Here is a 14,490-nt window from a genome sequence, read left to right on the forward strand (position 1 = left end):
TCAGCGTCTGCGTGGTCGAAAAAGGCTCCGAAGTCGGCGCACACATCCTTTCCGGTGCCGTGTTCGAACCACGCGCTCTGAACGAATTGTTCCCGGACTGGAAAGAACTCGGCGCCCCGCTGAACACGCCAGTCACCCGCGACGATATTTTCGTGCTGAAAAACGCCGAAAGCGCGCAGAAGATTCCTGACTTCTTTGTGCCCAAGACCATGCACAACGAAGGCAACTACATTATCTCCCTCGGCAACCTTTGCCGCTGGCTGGCCCAACAGGCTGAAAACCTGGGTGTGGAAATCTACCCGGGCTTCGCCGCTCAGGAGGCGCTGATCGATGAAAGCGGCATCGTGCGCGGGATCATCACCGGTGATCTGGGCGTTGATCGCGAAGGCAATCCGAAAGAAGGCCTGTACACCCCGGGCATGGAACTGCGTGGCAAATACACGCTGTTCGCCGAAGGCTGCCGTGGCCACATCGGCAAGCAACTGATCAAGCGCTTCAACCTCGACGGCGATGCCGACGCCCAGCACTACGGCATCGGCCTGAAAGAAATCTGGGAAATCGATCCGGCCAAACACCAGCCAGGCCTGGTGGTGCACACCGCCGGTTGGCCGCTGGACATCATGGGCACCGAGAACACCGGTGGCTCGTTCCTCTATCACTTGGAAAACAACCAGGTGGTGGTCGGTCTGATCGTCGATCTGTCCTACAGCAACACTTACCTGTCGCCGTTCGACGAGTTCCAGCGCCTCAAGCATCACCCGGTACTGGCTCAGTACCTGGAAGGCGGCAAGCGCGTCAGCTACGGCGCCCGCGCGATCTGCAAGGGCGGTCTGAACTCGTTGCCAAAAATGGTCTTCAAGGGCGGCGCGCTGATCGGTTGCGACCTCGGCACCCTGAACTTCGCCAAGATCAAAGGCAGCCACACCGCGATGAAGTCCGGCATGCTCGCCGCTGAATCGGTGGCTGACGCGCTGTTCGCTGAAAAGGACGGCACTGAAGAGCTGACCACTTACGTCGACGCCTTCAAGAAGAGCTGGCTCTACGACGAACTGTTCGCCAGCCGCAACTTCGGCCCGGCCGTCCACAAGTTCGGCGCCATTGTCGGTGGCGGCTTCAACTGGCTGGACCAGAACATCTTCGGCGGCAAACTGCCGTTCACCCTGCACGACACCAAGCCGGACTACGCCTGCCTCAAGCTCGCGGCCGACTGCAAGAAGATCGACTACCCGAAACCCGACGGCAAGCTCAGCTTCGACAAACTCAGCTCGGTGTTCATCTCCGGTACCAACCACGAAGAAGAACAGCCGTGCCACCTGAAGCTGACCGACCCGAGCATCCCGATCAGCAAAAACCTGCCACTGTACGACGAACCGGCGCAGCGCTACTGCCCGGCCGGCGTATACGAAGTCATCACCAAGGAAGACGGCGAGAAACGCTTCCAGATCAACGCCCAGAACTGCGTGCACTGCAAGACCTGTGACATCAAGGACCCTTCGCAGAACATCACCTGGGTCACGCCGGAAGGCGCCGGCGGCCCGACCTATCCAAATATGTAAGCCGAACCGCTGAACATCAAGGCTCCCGAAACGGGGGCCTTTTTGTTGCCCAAAATTTTTGTCTCACCAAAAACAACTGTAGGAGTGAGCCTGCTCGCGATAGCAGTAAACCAGTCGACATCATGTCATCTGGTACGCCGCTATCGCGAGCAGGCTCACTCCTACAGGGGATTGTGTAAATCCTCAGGCCGCGCGCTCCTCTCCAGGGCTACGCTCAAAGTAACGCTTATATTCACGGCTGAACTGCGAAGTACTCTGATACCCGACCCGATGCGCCACCTGCGCCACACCCAGGCCCTCCGCCACCAGCAGCGTTTGCGCCTTAAGCAAGCGCAGGCGCTTCAGATACTGCACCGGCGACAACAACGTGCTGCGCTTGAAATGTTCATGAAACGTCGAAACGCTCATGTTCGCGCAACTGGCCAACGTCTCGACGTTCAACGGCTCGGTGTAATGCGCATGCAGATGACTGATCGACGCCGCGACCCGGGCAAACTGCCCCTGCTGCTCGACCAATGCCCGCAACACATCAGCCTGCGGACCGCGCAGGGCGACGAAGAGCAATTCGCGAATCCGCGCCGGCCCGAGAATCTGGCATTCCAGCGGATCGTGCAGACATTGCAGCAGCCGCTCGACGCAACCCCGCATGGCATCGTCAAGCACCACCGAGGTCATCGACTCAGGTGTCTGCGCTGGAATATGCCGCCCCGGCGCCAGCCCCATCGCCAATACCAATTCACCCAGCAAGACACGGTCGATCGCCACCGAAATCCCCAGTAACGGCGCATCCGGCAAGGCAAAGGTTTCGCATTCGAAAGGCACCGGCAGCGCCTGAATCAGATAGTGCCCGGCGCCATACTCCATGGTGCGCGGCCCGAGAAACGCCAGTTTGCTGCCCTGGGCGATGATCATCAGGCTCGGCTCATAAATGTGCGGGCCACGGGCAACGTCGCAACTGGCGCGCAACACCTGCACACCCGGCAGCCCGGTCTGGGAATAACCGTCGCGCAGCGCCAGCGGTTCGATCAACGAAACCAGCGTGGCGTTGGCATCAAGGTGACGGGTCAATTGCATCGACATGTTCTTCACAAAAACCACGGAAAAAGGGATGAAAGCATCATCGCAGATCCTTTTGCCAATGCGACCGATCAAAGCCGCATGCCGGAGGATTAGGCATGAGACCCGGAGGAATCGTCATGGCCGGACAGGCGGACGGCGCCCAAAATGCGCCGCCTCACTTGTTACTGCTTTTGCGAGGTTTCACATGTATACCGCCATCGGCTATGCCGCCCAATCGGCCACCACGCCCCTCGCCCCGATGAAATTCGAACGCCGCAGCCCTCGGGCCGACGACGTGGCGATCGAGATCCTGTATTGCGGCGTCTGCCACTCCGACATTCACCAGGCGCGCAACGAATGGGGCATCGCTGTTTACCCGTTGATGCCCGGCCACGAGATCGTCGGAAAAGTCACCGCCACCGGTGCGAATGTCACTAAACACAAAGTAGGCGATCTGGTCGGCGTTGGCTGCATGGTCGACTCCTGCCGCTCCTGCGAAGCCTGCCAAGCGAACCTTGAGCAATACTGCCTCGAAGGTCCGACCATGACTTACGCGACCCCGGACCGGGTCGACGGCAGCAACACCATGGGCGGCTACTCCGACAGCATCGTCGTCAGCGAGCACTTTGTTGTACGCATTCCGGAGCGTCTGGCGTTGGCCAGCGCCGCGCCGATCCTCTGCGCCGGCATCACCACTTATTCGCCGCTCAAGCACTACGGCGTGAAGACTGGCGACAAGGTCGGGATTCTCGGCATGGGCGGCCTCGGCCATATGGGCATCAAGTTCGCCAAGGCGATGGGCGCCGAAGTGACGCTGTTCACCCGTTCGGCAAGCAAAGCTGAAGAAGGCCGTCGTCAGGGCGCCGATCATGTGATCGTGTCCACCGATGCCGAGCAGATGAAAGCTGCGGCGGGTTACTTCGACTTCCTGCTCGACACCATTCCGGTGCAGCACGACCTGAACCCGTACCTCGACACCCTGCGTTTCGACGGTGTGCACATTCTGGTCGGTCTGATCGAGCCGGTTGATCCACCGGTACACGCCGGCAAACTGGTGATGAGTCGCCGCGTGCTGGCCGGTTCGCTGATCGGTGGCGTCGCCGAAACTCAGGAAGTGCTGGATTTCTGCGCAGAGCACAACATCACCTGCGACATTGAAATGCTCGACATCCGCGAGATCAATGAGGCGTACGCCCGCATGATTGCCGGTGACGTGAAATACCGCTTCGTGATCGACATGGCGACCCTGAAAGTCTGATCCTTCAGACCTTCAATCCCAGCTCCGCCGATAGCCGGGCTGTGACCCCTTTGATCAGGGGAATCAGCTCGGCCATCTTCTCCAGCGGCATGTACGGCACAGTGCTGGCGATACTGATCGCCGCCACAATGCGCTTGCTCGCATCACGGATCGGCGCCGCCACACAACGGATCGACGGTTCGTTGTCTTCCAGATCGAACGCGTAGCCACCGACCACATACTCGGTCATCCGTTGTTCAACCTGTTCCCACGACTGCTGTGGGTGCTGCGGCCAGAACTGACTTTTCCCACCCGCCGGAAGACTGATGTCGTACAGACGTTGCCAATCCTGCGGCGTGTCGTCGAGCATCAACGCCTTGCCGATCCCGGTGCGTGCCAGAGGCATGCGATGGCCAACCCGCGAACGCATCTCCGGGCCGTTGCGCCCTGGATTCTTCAGCAGATACAGCACTTCGTCGCCTTCACGAATCCCCAGGTGAACCGTGTCACCGGTCAGTGCCGACAACTCATCCAGATACGGCCCGGCCAACGTCACCAGCGGCAACTCTTCGCGTGCCTGGAAACCCAGCTCGATCAGCTTTGGCCCCAACAGATAACCGATTTGCGGCACAACACGCAGATAACGCTCATCCACCAGACAACTGGCCAGACGATGGGTGGTGCTGCGCGTGGTGCCGATCAGCCGGGCGATCTCCTTGAGATCCCGCGCGCCACTGGCCACGGCCTGCACCACACCCAGCCCGCGAAGTAGCGTCTGAGTGCCGGTGGGCGCGGCGTCCTTGGTTTTTTCCGGGGCGTCTTCCTGCATATCCAGCCTTTACCGTTGAGCGAGGGAACGGGCGGCATTATGGTCGCCCGACACTGAGCACTACAACTCGATACGTTCGACCTTGCCCACCAGCAGCACGTAGGACAAAGCGCCGATCAATGCGAGAACCGCGATATAGGTGATCGCCGGGGCAAAGGAATCACCGCTGGCGAGGAAACCGATCACGATCGGCGTGGCAATCGCCGACAGGTTACCGATGAAATTGAACACCCCACCGGTCAAGCCGAGCAGACGCGCCGGCGCCAGTGTCGACACCAGCGACCAGGTGATCGAAGCCAGACCGTTGCCGAAAAACGCCAGCGCCAGAAAGGCAATCACCAGCGGCGTCGACTCAACGAAGTTGGCGCCAATGATCGAGGTGGAAATCAGCAGCCCGCCAATGATCGGCAACTTGCGCGCGAAACCGACGGTGTAACCACGACGGATCAAAAAGTCGGAAAAGAACCCCGAACACAACACGCCAACGAACGCTGCGAGAAACGGCAGCGACGCCAACAGGCCGGATTTGATGAAGTCCATGCCGCGATATTTCACGAGGTAGGTCGGGAACCACGTCAGGAAAAACCACAGCGTCGAGTTCAGGCAGAACTGGCCGAGATAGATGCCCCACAACTTGCGTTTAGTGAGAACGATGCCGAGATCGGTCCAACTGAATTTGGCTTTGACCTTGGCGCTCTCGGCCTGAATATCCACCAACCCGCCGCCCTCGCGGATCAGGTCGATTTCTGCATCGTTGACGCCTTTGAAATCACGCGGCTCGCGATACACCGCGTACCAGATCGCCGCCCAGACAATGCCCACCGCGCCGGTTGCAATGAACACCATGTGCCAGCCGAATTCGTGTTGCAGCCAGGCTAGCACCGGGGTGAGGAACGCCAACCCAACGAACTGCCCGGACGTATAGAAACCAATCGCCGTGGCGCGCTCGCGCTCGGGGAACCAGGTCGTGACCACGCGGCTGTTGATCGGATAGGCCGGCGCTTCTAGCGCACCGACCGCCATGCGCAACACGAACAGTGCAATGAAACTGGCAGCGAAACCAAGCATCACCGTGGCCAGCGACCACAGCAATAGCGCAACGCTATACAGAATGCGCGGCGGCACCCGATCCACCAGCCAGCCACCGGGAATCTGCATCGCGGCGTAGGTCCAGCCGAACGCCGAGAAAATCAGGCCGACATGAATTGGATCGATGCCCAGCTCACTGGTCAGCGCCGGTGCGGCAATCGACAGGTTACTGCGGTCGAGGTAGTTGATAACCACGGTGATAAACAGCAACACCATGATGAAAAACCGCTTACGGCTAGGCGTGACTAAAGACGCCTGCCCGGTGAGGGTTTGCGGTTGCATGGGGAGTGCCTCTTTTTATGTTTATTGAGGTCAGAAGATCGCTCCCACGCTCTGCGTGGGAATGCAGCACGGGACGCTCCGCGTCCCAACAGCGGACGCAAAGCATCCAATGAGGCGTTCCCACGCAGAGCGCGGGAACGATCAGCACCGCCAGCGGTGGGTCAGGGATGACTCACCACTCGGCAAAACTGCCATCGGCGTGACGCCAGATCGGGTTGCGCCAGCGGTGACCGACGGCCGCACGCTCGATCACGTATTCCTCGTTGATCTCGATGCCCAACCCCGGCCCGTTCGGAATCTTCACGAAGCCCTTGTCGTAATCGAACACTCGCGGATCCTTCACGTAGTCGAGCAAGTCGTTGCTCTCGTTGTAATGGATACCCAGGCTCTGCTCCTGGATAAACGCGTTGTAACAAACCGCGTCGAGTTGCAAACACGCTGCCAGCGCAATCGGCCCCAGCGGGCAATGCAGCGCCAGCGCCACGTCGTAGGCTTCGGCCATGTTGGCGATCTTGCGGGTTTCGGTGATGCCGCCGGCATGCGACGCATCCGGCTGAATGATGTCGACGTAACCTTCACTCAACACCCGTTTAAAGTCCCAGCGCGAGAACAACCGCTCACCGAGAGCAATCGGCGTGCTGGTCAACGGCGCCAGTTCTTTCAGTGCTTCGTAGTTTTCGCTGAGCACCGGCTCTTCGATAAACATCAGTTTGTACGGGTCGAGTTCCTTCATCAGCACCTTGGCCATCGGCTTGTGTACCCGGCCATGGAAGTCGACGCCAATGCCGACGTTCGGCCCGACCGCATCACGCACGGCGGCCACGTTAGCCAAGGCGAGGTCGACTTTTTCGAAAGTATCGAGGAACTGCAGCTCTTCGGTGCCGTTCATCTTCACCGCGGTAAAACCACGGCTCACCGCTTCTTTCGCCGCCCGTGCGGTGTCGGCCGGACGGTCGCCGCCGATCCACGAATACACACGGATCTTGTCGCGCACCTGACCGCCCAGCAGATCGCTGACCGAAACGCCGAGCGCCTTGCCCTTGATGTCCCACAACGCCTGGTCGATACCGGCCAGTGCGCTCATGTGAATCGCGCCGCCGCGATAGAAACCGCCGCGGTACAACACCGTCCAGATATCTTCGATGTTGCGTGGGTCTTTGCCGATCAGGTAGTCGGACAATTCTTCAACGGCAGCGGCAACGGTGTGTGCGCGACCCTCGACGACAGGCTCGCCCCAACCGGTCACGCCCTCATCGGTTTCAACCTTGAGGAAGCACCAGCGCGGCGGGACGATGAAGGTGGTGAGTTTGGTGATTTTCATCTCTGCTCTCTTTTTGTAAATGCAGCTCTTATAGATGCAGCGCACGCAGCGCCAAAAGTTCTTAGCGAAGGGCTTTCCAGGCAGCGACGTAGGCCTTGGCATTGACCGCAACCTGCTGCGGCGTCATCCCCGGTTTAAACAGCCCGGAACCGAGTCCGAAGCCTTTCACACCCGCGTCAATAAACGCCTGCATGTTGTCCGGCGTGATCCCGCCGACCGGCGCCAGCACCGTTCCAGAAGGCAACACCGCCAGCCAGGCTTTGACGACTGCCGGGCCCATCTGCTCGGCCGGAAACAGCTTGAGAATGTCCGCGCCCTCCTCCAGCGCCGCGAACGCTTCAGTGGGTGTGGCCACGCCTGGCGACAGAAACAAACCCGCCGCTTTTGCTGCACGCAACACCTTGGCGTCGCTGTGCGGCATGACGATCACCTGGCCGCCAGCCTCTTTCACTTGCTCGACCTGCTCCGGGGTCAACACCGTGCCGGCGCCGATCAGGCAATCGGCGGGCAACGTCGTGCGCAGGATGCGGATACTTTCGTACGGCGAAGGGGAATTGAGCGGTACTTCGATGACGCGAAATCCGGCGGCATACAGGACTTCTCCGACAGCGGCAGCTTCCTGCGGATGCAGGCCGCGCAGAATCGCGATCAGACCGTTTTGTGCCAATGCTTGCTTGAGCATGTCAGGCCTCCAGTCAGGGTTAACGGGATGAGGAATCGATCAGTCCGGCGGCCAGCGCCAGTTGCCATAAGCCACGCTCGGTGGCCTGCTCGGCCAGCGTCACCTTGGCGAACTCGCAGGCATCGAGGGCACGGCTATAGCGCGCGCAGAGTTGCGCGTTGCCGATAAGGACGATCGAAGGAAGGTGCACGCTGTTGCGTCGATGCCGCTGAACCGTGGCGAGTGCCGCCAGTTCATGGCCAATCATCAGGCCCGACAGGTAATCCGCTTGCGCCGTCGGGCTGAGTTCACCGGTCAGGCCCAGCGTTCGCGCACTGAATAAAGTCGAGAGCACGCCGAGCTCACCGTCCGCCGACAGCGCAACCTGCACGCCCCGGTCAAACGCCTGACCATCGAACGTCGCGCCTTGCTGTTGAGTACGGCCGAGGATGCTGTGATCACTGAGCACGGCGAACACTTCGCCGGTCATGAAGGTGTCGAAATGCGTGATGCGGCCATCGACCACTTCCACCCATTTCGAATGACTGCCCGGCAGGCCGATCAACACTTCGTTGCCCGCTTCCACCGGAAGATTCTGCAGAACACCGAGGACTTGAGTCTCTTCGCCACGCATCACATTCGGCAGTCGCGAACGCTGAATCACGCCCGGCACGATATGCACCCGCGTGCCGCGAAGACTGACAACTGTTTGTAGGGAGTTTCCGAGATTGGCGACGTTCGCCGGCGTTTCGCAGTAGGCCGCTTCACGCCAGCCCTGCGCGCTGCCGACCATGCCGCAGGCGATCACCGGCAGATCCGGCTGTGCATCGAGCCAGTCGCCACAAGCCTCGTCAAAGGCCAGTTCAAAACCGTCGGCACATTCGCGACCGTTGATGACTCGCGGGGTCTTCGGCAACTGCATGATCCCGGACGACAGCGAACGCTGCTCCAGCACCACACCGCCCGCCGCGAGTTTGTAAGCACGTAATGAGGTCGTCCCCCAATCGAGCGCGATCAATTGCGCCAGCATCGCTTCACCTGTTTTGTTTTTGGCAGTGAGTGCGACGGACTATAGACCTCTCAAACAGTAAATCTCAATATGTAATTTTACATCCCATATTTTGGGATGAAATCAGTTCACTTTGTCCACCGCTGAACGACGTCCAGATTCTTGTTAATCAGGACCCTCACCGTTTCGTGCTCGCTGGAACCCACCTCATGTGTGTGGCCTTTGTCGTCAGTTATTCCGGGCTCCTGGCGTCCGTCACCGCGGATGATGGATTACTCGGACGCGGGGGATACCGTTTCACCTTTGACTGAGTCGTCCACCAAGGCAGACAGAATGTCTGCAACAGGAATAAACATCGATTGCGTGTAGTAAGCCTTATAACCTGTGGCCGTGATGACCACCTTGCATGGAATACTTTGCTTACCTACCAATAGTTTTTCCAACTCCTCCCGACTCAAATACGTCGACGATCTTTTCTTTTCTGCCACGTTCTTGACGGCAATCCTTGCCGTGTAAGCAAATCCTGCTTGCCTCAAAGGTTCTTTGTTTTCTTCGATTAACCCCATCGCGGCTTTTGAAATCGTGTGTTCAACAGAGAAATCCGTATCCTCGCCTAACGCACAGATGAAAACCTGGTCATAGCTGTTCGCTTTCTTTTCTCGCCTGAAAAGCTCCAGCAATTCCATATCCGAATAAAAATTCACATCAAAAAAAATGTTTTCCGAACGAGATTGAATCGATTCGAATTCCAACTTCGCCGACCTTATGTCATGGGACTTTGCGCAGGACACGCACAGCAGCGACGCCACGATCAGCAGTGCAAATCTCATGCTCCTTCTCCCAAATAACCAGCGATAGAGTCCGCAGATAAGTCCAAAGCAGATTGCCCGCACTCCAACCGGGTTTCATACAGAACTCTCGCCGAATAGTGGTTGAACCTGACAATCCCCATGACATCCGGACCTGACTCGATATCCCACTTACCCCCCATCCAGGCAACGACGTCGGTCCGATCCATCTCAACAGGCTCGGCTCGAACATTGATCCATTTTTCAGCCTTGGGTGTTGGCTCCGACCAATAAATATCCGAGATCAATGCAACCATCACTCCTTCACCAACGGGGTCCAACGTAACGAGCATTTTAACGATGTAACCTTTGTCGGTCAGAATCTGAGACAAATGCGCGCCGTTCCATCCACCCAGGCTGTGACCAACGATGTACACGTGCGCGGACTTGTGAGGAAGCTTGGAAAACACAAATTCCTCAAGATCGGAATCCCCTTTGACGTCGTTGTAGCCCATGTAATGCCGTTGGAATTTATCGCCGTATTTCGGCCCCAGTCGCCCCTCCAACGCCTCCATGGCCCTTAAGGTGTAGTTACTCGGACCATCGCCATAGTAACTTTCCGAATCACCTGCCCCACCGATGAAAAACGCTACGACTTCTCTCGCAAGCGTCACAGGTTTGGCGGTCTGGTCTTCTTTGGTTGTGAGTTCGTGGCTGGCTACCAGTCTCCCGATGCATCCTTGAACGGCTCCGGCTTGGGCTCCCATCGGTGTTACTCCACGTACAGTTTGATTGTTTCTTTGAGATGCGAGCTAACAGTGTGGGTGTGCCCCGCTGCGTCGGTGACGCCTCGCTCCAGCGTTCCATCCGCCCGCTCGATGACATACGCGATATAGGAAAGCGGTTCGCCGCTGGTTTCATCAACGATCTGCATCCGATCATTAAAATGCACCGGCATCGGCAACAACCCACTAAACGCCGCGCCTCCGCCGCTCTGGCCAATAATCACAGTCCCCGAACCGCCGACCACGACATTGCCATGCCCGCCGGTGCTATCCAGCGTGGCGGCGTTCAGGCCGTTGATGAACACAGTGCCGGAGACAGCGCCAGTAATCGGACTGCCACATGCTGACTTGTCGGTCATGCGCGCAGCGGCGAGGCCGTCGAAGAAGACGTTCGGCGAGCCGGAGACGATCGGGTTGGTGCCATGGCCAGGCAGTGGGCAGGCGGTCGGGTCGGTGACGCGTGCGGCGGGTTTACCACTCAATTCAAAGCTCCTTGCTTCAGAGGTTCCGGGTGCGGCTGATGGATATCGATGTCGGTCGCGGCGAAGCGCCAGCGATTGTCGACGGGGTCGAACAGGGCGTGGCAATGCTCACGGCTGTCGGGAGATGCAGCGGTTTGCAGATGTCGCCAGGCTTCGTCGGTTTGCCAAAGCAAATCGGCGGGGGTGGCGTCGTCGATTTCGTTGAGCCAAGCGTTGTAATTGTGCAGGTGAATCAGGTCGTAGGTTGATTGCAGCAACTCGGCCATTTGCGCACCGAGATCCAGATGATGTTCAGCAGTCCACTGGCCAATCTCGGAGTAGACGTACCACCCCATCGGCATCAGCGCGCCGTCCTTGAGCAACGAATGACCGGCCGGGGCGACGAAGCCGCAGCAAATGTGCAGCGTCAGCCAGCCTTGTTGGACGTCGATAAACACTGTGGGATCAAAGCTGCGCAGGGGGATCACGCGATAAGCATCGAGCCCTTCGCTGCGCGCCATCAACTCGGCGTCGAGCCGAGACACAAACGCACGGATGGCTTTGCCGCCCGTGCGACTGACGACGCAGAGGATGTCTACCGGTTGACGCTGGGGGTTGTCGCTGGAGCCCGAGTTTTTCACCAGGCCATACAAACGCATTGACGCCCGTAATCCGCTCATCGCCGGTCACTCATTGACGCAGCGAAGGCTCCACGGGCGTGGAGAAATTTTGCCAGAGGCATTGCAGGTGTCGTCCGTGAGCGCGCAAAAATGGCGCGTAGAATGCCGGACTAGAGGGCTGGCGACAATCGAATTAGCACTGGATCGCCATCATTGTTGTTCAGCCCTCGGCGAACTCGCGCAACACCTTGCCATCCATGCGATACCTCACCCATTCTTCCTGCGGCTGGGCACCGAGGGATTTGTAGAAGTCGATGGCCGGCGTGTTCCATTCCAGGACACTCCACTCGAAGCGGCCGCAGTCGTTGTCGCAGGCGATTTTTGCCAGATGGCGCAGCAGGGTTTTGCCGGCGCCGCCGCCACGTTGCTCGGGGGTAATGTAGAGGTCTTCGAGGTACAGGCAGTTGCTGCCGAGCCAGGTGGAGTAGCTGAAGAAGAACACGGCGAAACCAATGGGCAGGCCGTCGCGCAGGCAGATCAGGCCATGGGCGGTGGCGCCTTCGCCGAACAGACTGCGTTCGATGTCGGTAACGCTGGCGATAACTTCGTGGCGGGCTTTTTCGAAATCTGCCAGTTCGGTGATGAACGCGAGGATTTGCGGAGCATCGCTGGGGGTCGCCGGGCGGATCTCGATCGTCATGGACGGGCCTTGTTGGATAATGGAAAGCGCCATACTAAGGCGCCATTGCTTTTGTGGCGAGAGAGCTTGCTCCCTCGCCACAGACACCCACCTCAACTGAAAGAGTGTTTATGTCTGCCAGCGCTTTTACTCCACTGATGACTCTTGCGGAAGATCTGCTACCCCACGCGCTCGAACCCTCAGACGACGGTGCTCACGACCTCGCCCACCTGCAACGGGTCTGGCACAACGTGCGTACGTTGCAGGCCGAGGAAGGCGGGGATCTTGAAGTATTGCTGGCGGCTGTGCTGTTGCACGATTGCGTCGCCGTTGAAAAGAACTCGCCGTTGCGCTCGCAAGCCTCGCGCCTGGCAGCGGAAAAAGCCTGCGCAGTGTTGGCCGACCTGAAGTGGCCCGAAGCCAAAATCAACACCGTCGCCCACGCCATCGAAGCCCACAGCTTTTCCGCCAACATCACGCCAATCACCCTCGAAGCAAAAATCGTCCAGGATGCCGACCGTCTCGATTCCCTCGGTATGCTCGGCGTCGCCCGCACCTTCTACGTGGCCGGGCGCATGGGATCGGCGTTGTACGACCCACAGGATCCGGAGGCGAGACATCGCGATTACAACGACACACGGTTCTGCCTCGATCACTTCCAGACCAAACTGCTGCACCTCGCCGACGGTTTCCAGACCGCCGCCGGCCAGCGCCTGGCGCAGATTCGTCATCAACGCCTGAAAGGCTTCATGGAGCAGTTCAAGGAAGAGATTGGTATCGCCTGAACGCATTACTCCGGCCCGCAACGATCCTGACTTCACCAAGCTCAGACCTAAGCCTGGCGCCGGGCGTGTTAGATAGATGACGCTCAATGCTCGGGTCAAGGAACGCGTCAATGTCTCAAGCCACACCCAAGGTGTCGGGCAAGCTGTTCGGCCTGTTCTGCCTCGCCAGTTACCTGCTGTCGCTGTCCTACGGTTCGACGTTTCTGCTGTCGTTGTTGATCGGCTCGCGCGGCGGCAATGAACACGACGCCGGCAGCGTGATTTCTGCGGCGATGTTCAGCACGTTTGCGGCAGTGCTGGTGTCCGGGCACCTCTCGGATCTGCTCGGCGCGGCGCGTTCGATTGCGTTGTTCGGTCTGCTGCTGGTGGCGGCCAGCCTGGGCTTTGCGATGACGCCGGGGTTCGGTCATCTGTTGCTGTTTTTCGGTTTGTTGCTGGGGTTGGGCTGGGGGGTGTTTTACACCTTGGGGCCGATCATTGTCGCCAGTCTGGTGACCCCGGCGCAGCGGGCGAAATATTTTGCCTTGCTGTCGGGGAGCATGATGACCGGGATCGGCAGCGGCCCGTTGCTCGGAAGGGTGGCCAATGCGCTGGGCTTGCCGGTGACGTCGGCGTTCTATCTGGCGGCACTGGCGAGCCTGATCGGCGTGTTGTTGTTCTGGCGGCTCGGTGCTCGCTTGCAAAGCCCCCAAACCATGTCCTCCGCCAGAATCACTTGGCGAGCGACCACTCAAGTACTCGGTTCCCGCGCGCTGTTTCCGATCATCATGGTCGGTCTCGGCGGTTGCGTGTTCGGTGGTCTGTCGAGCTTCCAGACCACTTATGCCGCTACCCGCTCGCTGGATTATTCGCTGTTCTTTCTCGGCTTCATGAGCGCGGCAATCAGCAGCCGGATGCTGATCGCCGGCTTCGTGGTCAAGCGTGATCCACTGCGTGCGTCGTGTCTGCTGTCGGGGCTGATGCTCGGCTCGATTGTGCTGTTTGCGTTCGGCGTACACAGCGGTTTCGCTTATCTGCTGGCGGCGGTGATGCTGGGTGTCGGTTACGGACTTACTTATTCGGTGATCAACGGACTGGCCGCCAACGAAGCACCGAATGGCACGACTTCGCAGGCGTTGCTGCTGTTCAGTCTTTCCTATTTCGTTGGCGTTTTTGGCTTTCCATTATTGGCCGGGAAAATCATCGTTGAACACGGCATGGCGACGCTGCTGCTCACGGTGTTGGCGGTCGCGCTGCTGAACTGGTTGATCACCCTCGGCCGATTACTCTGGCGCCGGATCAATGTCAAAACCGCACAGGCGATGTAGACCGTTCGTCGATCATCAGGCA

15 protein-coding genes are annotated in these 14,490 nt (G+C 59.1%); 4 read left to right on the plus strand and 11 right to left on the minus strand.

Translation table 11 applies throughout. The annotated features are described in order from the left end of the window. On the plus strand, nt 1-1,556 hold a 1,556-nt coding region (locus tag ACIOVB_RS20450; RefSeq protein WP_401270810.1), incomplete at its 5' end, for an electron transfer flavoprotein-ubiquinone oxidoreductase. A gap of 183 nt (nt 1,557-1,739) precedes the next feature. Here ACIOVB_RS20450 and ACIOVB_RS20455 read toward each other — a convergent pair. Then, nucleotides 1,740-2,630 (minus strand): AraC family transcriptional regulator N-terminal domain-containing protein, encoded by an 891-nt coding sequence (locus tag ACIOVB_RS20455; RefSeq protein ID WP_401270812.1) that lies wholly within the window; start codon nt 2,628-2,630, stop codon nt 1,740-1,742. Between the two features lie 190 nt (nt 2,631-2,820). Between ACIOVB_RS20455 and ACIOVB_RS20460 the strand changes: the two genes are divergently transcribed. Beyond that, complete coding sequence (locus tag ACIOVB_RS20460; protein WP_401270814.1) at nt 2,821-3,873, plus strand: NAD(P)-dependent alcohol dehydrogenase; 1,053 nt, start codon at nt 2,821-2,823, stop codon at nt 3,871-3,873. A 4-nt stretch (nt 3,874-3,877) separates the two neighbouring features. Here ACIOVB_RS20460 and ACIOVB_RS20465 read toward each other — a convergent pair whose 3' ends face one another. The 10 genes from ACIOVB_RS20465 to ACIOVB_RS20510 all read right to left on the minus strand — a co-directional run bounded on the left by ACIOVB_RS20465 (nt 3,878) and on the right by ACIOVB_RS20510 (nt 12,397). Then, nucleotides 3,878-4,681, minus strand: a complete 804-nt coding sequence (locus ACIOVB_RS20465) for an IclR family transcriptional regulator (protein WP_187677764.1) — start codon at nt 4,679-4,681, stop codon at nt 3,878-3,880. Between the two features lie 60 nt (nt 4,682-4,741). After that, entirely contained in the window at nt 4,742-6,052 is a 1,311-nt protein-coding gene (locus ACIOVB_RS20470) for an MFS transporter (protein WP_187677765.1), read from the minus strand. Nucleotides 6,053-6,224: 172 nt separating this feature from the next. After that, nucleotides 6,225-7,373 (minus strand): galactonate dehydratase, encoded by a 1,149-nt coding sequence (gene dgoD / locus ACIOVB_RS20475; protein WP_008085519.1) that lies wholly within the window; start codon nt 7,371-7,373, stop codon nt 6,225-6,227. A gap of 61 nt (nt 7,374-7,434) precedes the next feature. Then, on the minus strand, nt 7,435-8,055 hold the full coding sequence (locus ACIOVB_RS20480; RefSeq protein WP_187677766.1) for a 2-dehydro-3-deoxy-6-phosphogalactonate aldolase: 621 nt from the start codon (nt 8,053-8,055) through the stop codon (nt 7,435-7,437). 19 nt (nt 8,056-8,074) lie between these two features. Then, nucleotides 8,075-9,064, minus strand: a complete 990-nt coding sequence (locus ACIOVB_RS20485) for a 2-dehydro-3-deoxygalactonokinase (RefSeq protein WP_401270817.1) — start codon at nt 9,062-9,064, stop codon at nt 8,075-8,077. 251 nt (nt 9,065-9,315) lie between these two features. Continuing rightward, nucleotides 9,316-9,873: a hypothetical protein gene (locus ACIOVB_RS20490; RefSeq protein WP_401270820.1), complete on the minus strand. Its 558-nt coding sequence runs from the start codon at nt 9,871-9,873 to the stop codon at nt 9,316-9,318. Further along, nucleotides 9,870-10,598: an alpha/beta hydrolase gene (locus ACIOVB_RS20495; protein ID WP_401270822.1), complete on the minus strand. Its 729-nt coding sequence runs from the start codon at nt 10,596-10,598 to the stop codon at nt 9,870-9,872. Before ACIOVB_RS20495 ends, ACIOVB_RS20490 begins: the two co-directional genes overlap by 4 nt. Nucleotides 10,599-10,603: 5 nt before the next feature. Beyond that, nucleotides 10,604-11,098, minus strand: a complete 495-nt coding sequence (locus tag ACIOVB_RS20500) for a PAAR domain-containing protein (protein ID WP_401270825.1) — start codon at nt 11,096-11,098, stop codon at nt 10,604-10,606. Then, complete coding sequence (locus tag ACIOVB_RS20505; protein ID WP_401270827.1) at nt 11,095-11,757, minus strand: hypothetical protein; 663 nt, start codon at nt 11,755-11,757, stop codon at nt 11,095-11,097. The genes ACIOVB_RS20500 and ACIOVB_RS20505 overlap by 4 nt, the downstream gene beginning before the upstream one ends. Nucleotides 11,758-11,917: 160 nt before the next feature. Then, nucleotides 11,918-12,397 carry a GNAT family N-acetyltransferase gene (locus ACIOVB_RS20510; protein WP_064588662.1) on the minus strand — a complete coding sequence of 160 codons (480 nt, stop codon included), beginning with the start codon at nt 12,395-12,397 and terminating at the stop codon, nt 11,918-11,920. A gap of 110 nt (nt 12,398-12,507) precedes the next feature. On the opposite strand from ACIOVB_RS20510, the gene ACIOVB_RS20515 reads away from it, so the two are divergent. Together ACIOVB_RS20515 and ACIOVB_RS20520 are read left to right on the plus strand one after the other, a co-directional pair. Beyond that, nucleotides 12,508-13,161 carry an HD domain-containing protein gene (locus ACIOVB_RS20515; RefSeq protein ID WP_401270830.1) on the plus strand — a complete coding sequence of 218 codons (654 nt, stop codon included), beginning with the start codon at nt 12,508-12,510 and terminating at the stop codon, nt 13,159-13,161. Nucleotides 13,162-13,271: 110 nt separating this feature from the next. Beyond that, nucleotides 13,272-14,468, plus strand: a complete 1,197-nt coding sequence (locus tag ACIOVB_RS20520; protein WP_187677774.1) for an MFS transporter — start codon at nt 13,272-13,274, stop codon at nt 14,466-14,468. Nucleotides 14,469-14,490: the final 22 nt, after the last annotated feature.

Origin of the sequence: Pseudomonas sp. NPDC087639 (assembly GCF_044743385.1) — a bacterium.
Classification (GTDB): Bacteria; Pseudomonadota; Gammaproteobacteria; order Pseudomonadales; family Pseudomonadaceae; genus Aquipseudomonas.

Coding starts and splice junctions, on each gene's coding strand:
- ACIOVB_RS20520 (WP_187677774.1), top strand. CDS start 13,272: ATGTCTCAAGCCACACCCAAGGTGTCGGGCAAGCTGTTCGGCCTGTTC.
- ACIOVB_RS20485 (WP_401270817.1), bottom strand. CDS start 9,064: ATGCTGGCGCAATTGATCGCGCTCGATTGGGGGACGACCTCATTACGT.
- ACIOVB_RS20495 (WP_401270822.1), bottom strand. CDS start 10,598: ATGGGAGCCCAAGCCGGAGCCGTTCAAGGATGCATCGGGAGACTGGTA.
- dgoD (WP_008085519.1), bottom strand. CDS start 7,373: ATGAAAATCACCAAACTCACCACCTTCATCGTCCCGCCGCGCTGGTGC.
- ACIOVB_RS20465 (WP_187677764.1), bottom strand. CDS start 4,681: ATGCAGGAAGACGCCCCGGAAAAAACCAAGGACGCCGCGCCCACCGGC.
- ACIOVB_RS20480 (WP_187677766.1), bottom strand. CDS start 8,055: ATGCTCAAGCAAGCATTGGCACAAAACGGTCTGATCGCGATTCTGCGC.
- ACIOVB_RS20510 (WP_064588662.1), bottom strand. CDS start 12,397: ATGACGATCGAGATCCGCCCGGCGACCCCCAGCGATGCTCCGCAAATC.
- ACIOVB_RS20455 (WP_401270812.1), bottom strand. CDS start 2,630: ATGCAATTGACCCGTCACCTTGATGCCAACGCCACGCTGGTTTCGTTG.
- ACIOVB_RS20460 (WP_401270814.1), top strand. CDS start 2,821: ATGTATACCGCCATCGGCTATGCCGCCCAATCGGCCACCACGCCCCTC.
- ACIOVB_RS20505 (WP_401270827.1), bottom strand. CDS start 11,757: ATGAGCGGATTACGGGCGTCAATGCGTTTGTATGGCCTGGTGAAAAAC.
- ACIOVB_RS20470 (WP_187677765.1), bottom strand. CDS start 6,052: ATGCAACCGCAAACCCTCACCGGGCAGGCGTCTTTAGTCACGCCTAGC.
- ACIOVB_RS20490 (WP_401270820.1), bottom strand. CDS start 9,873: ATGAGATTTGCACTGCTGATCGTGGCGTCGCTGCTGTGCGTGTCCTGC.
- ACIOVB_RS20515 (WP_401270830.1), top strand. CDS start 12,508: ATGTCTGCCAGCGCTTTTACTCCACTGATGACTCTTGCGGAAGATCTG.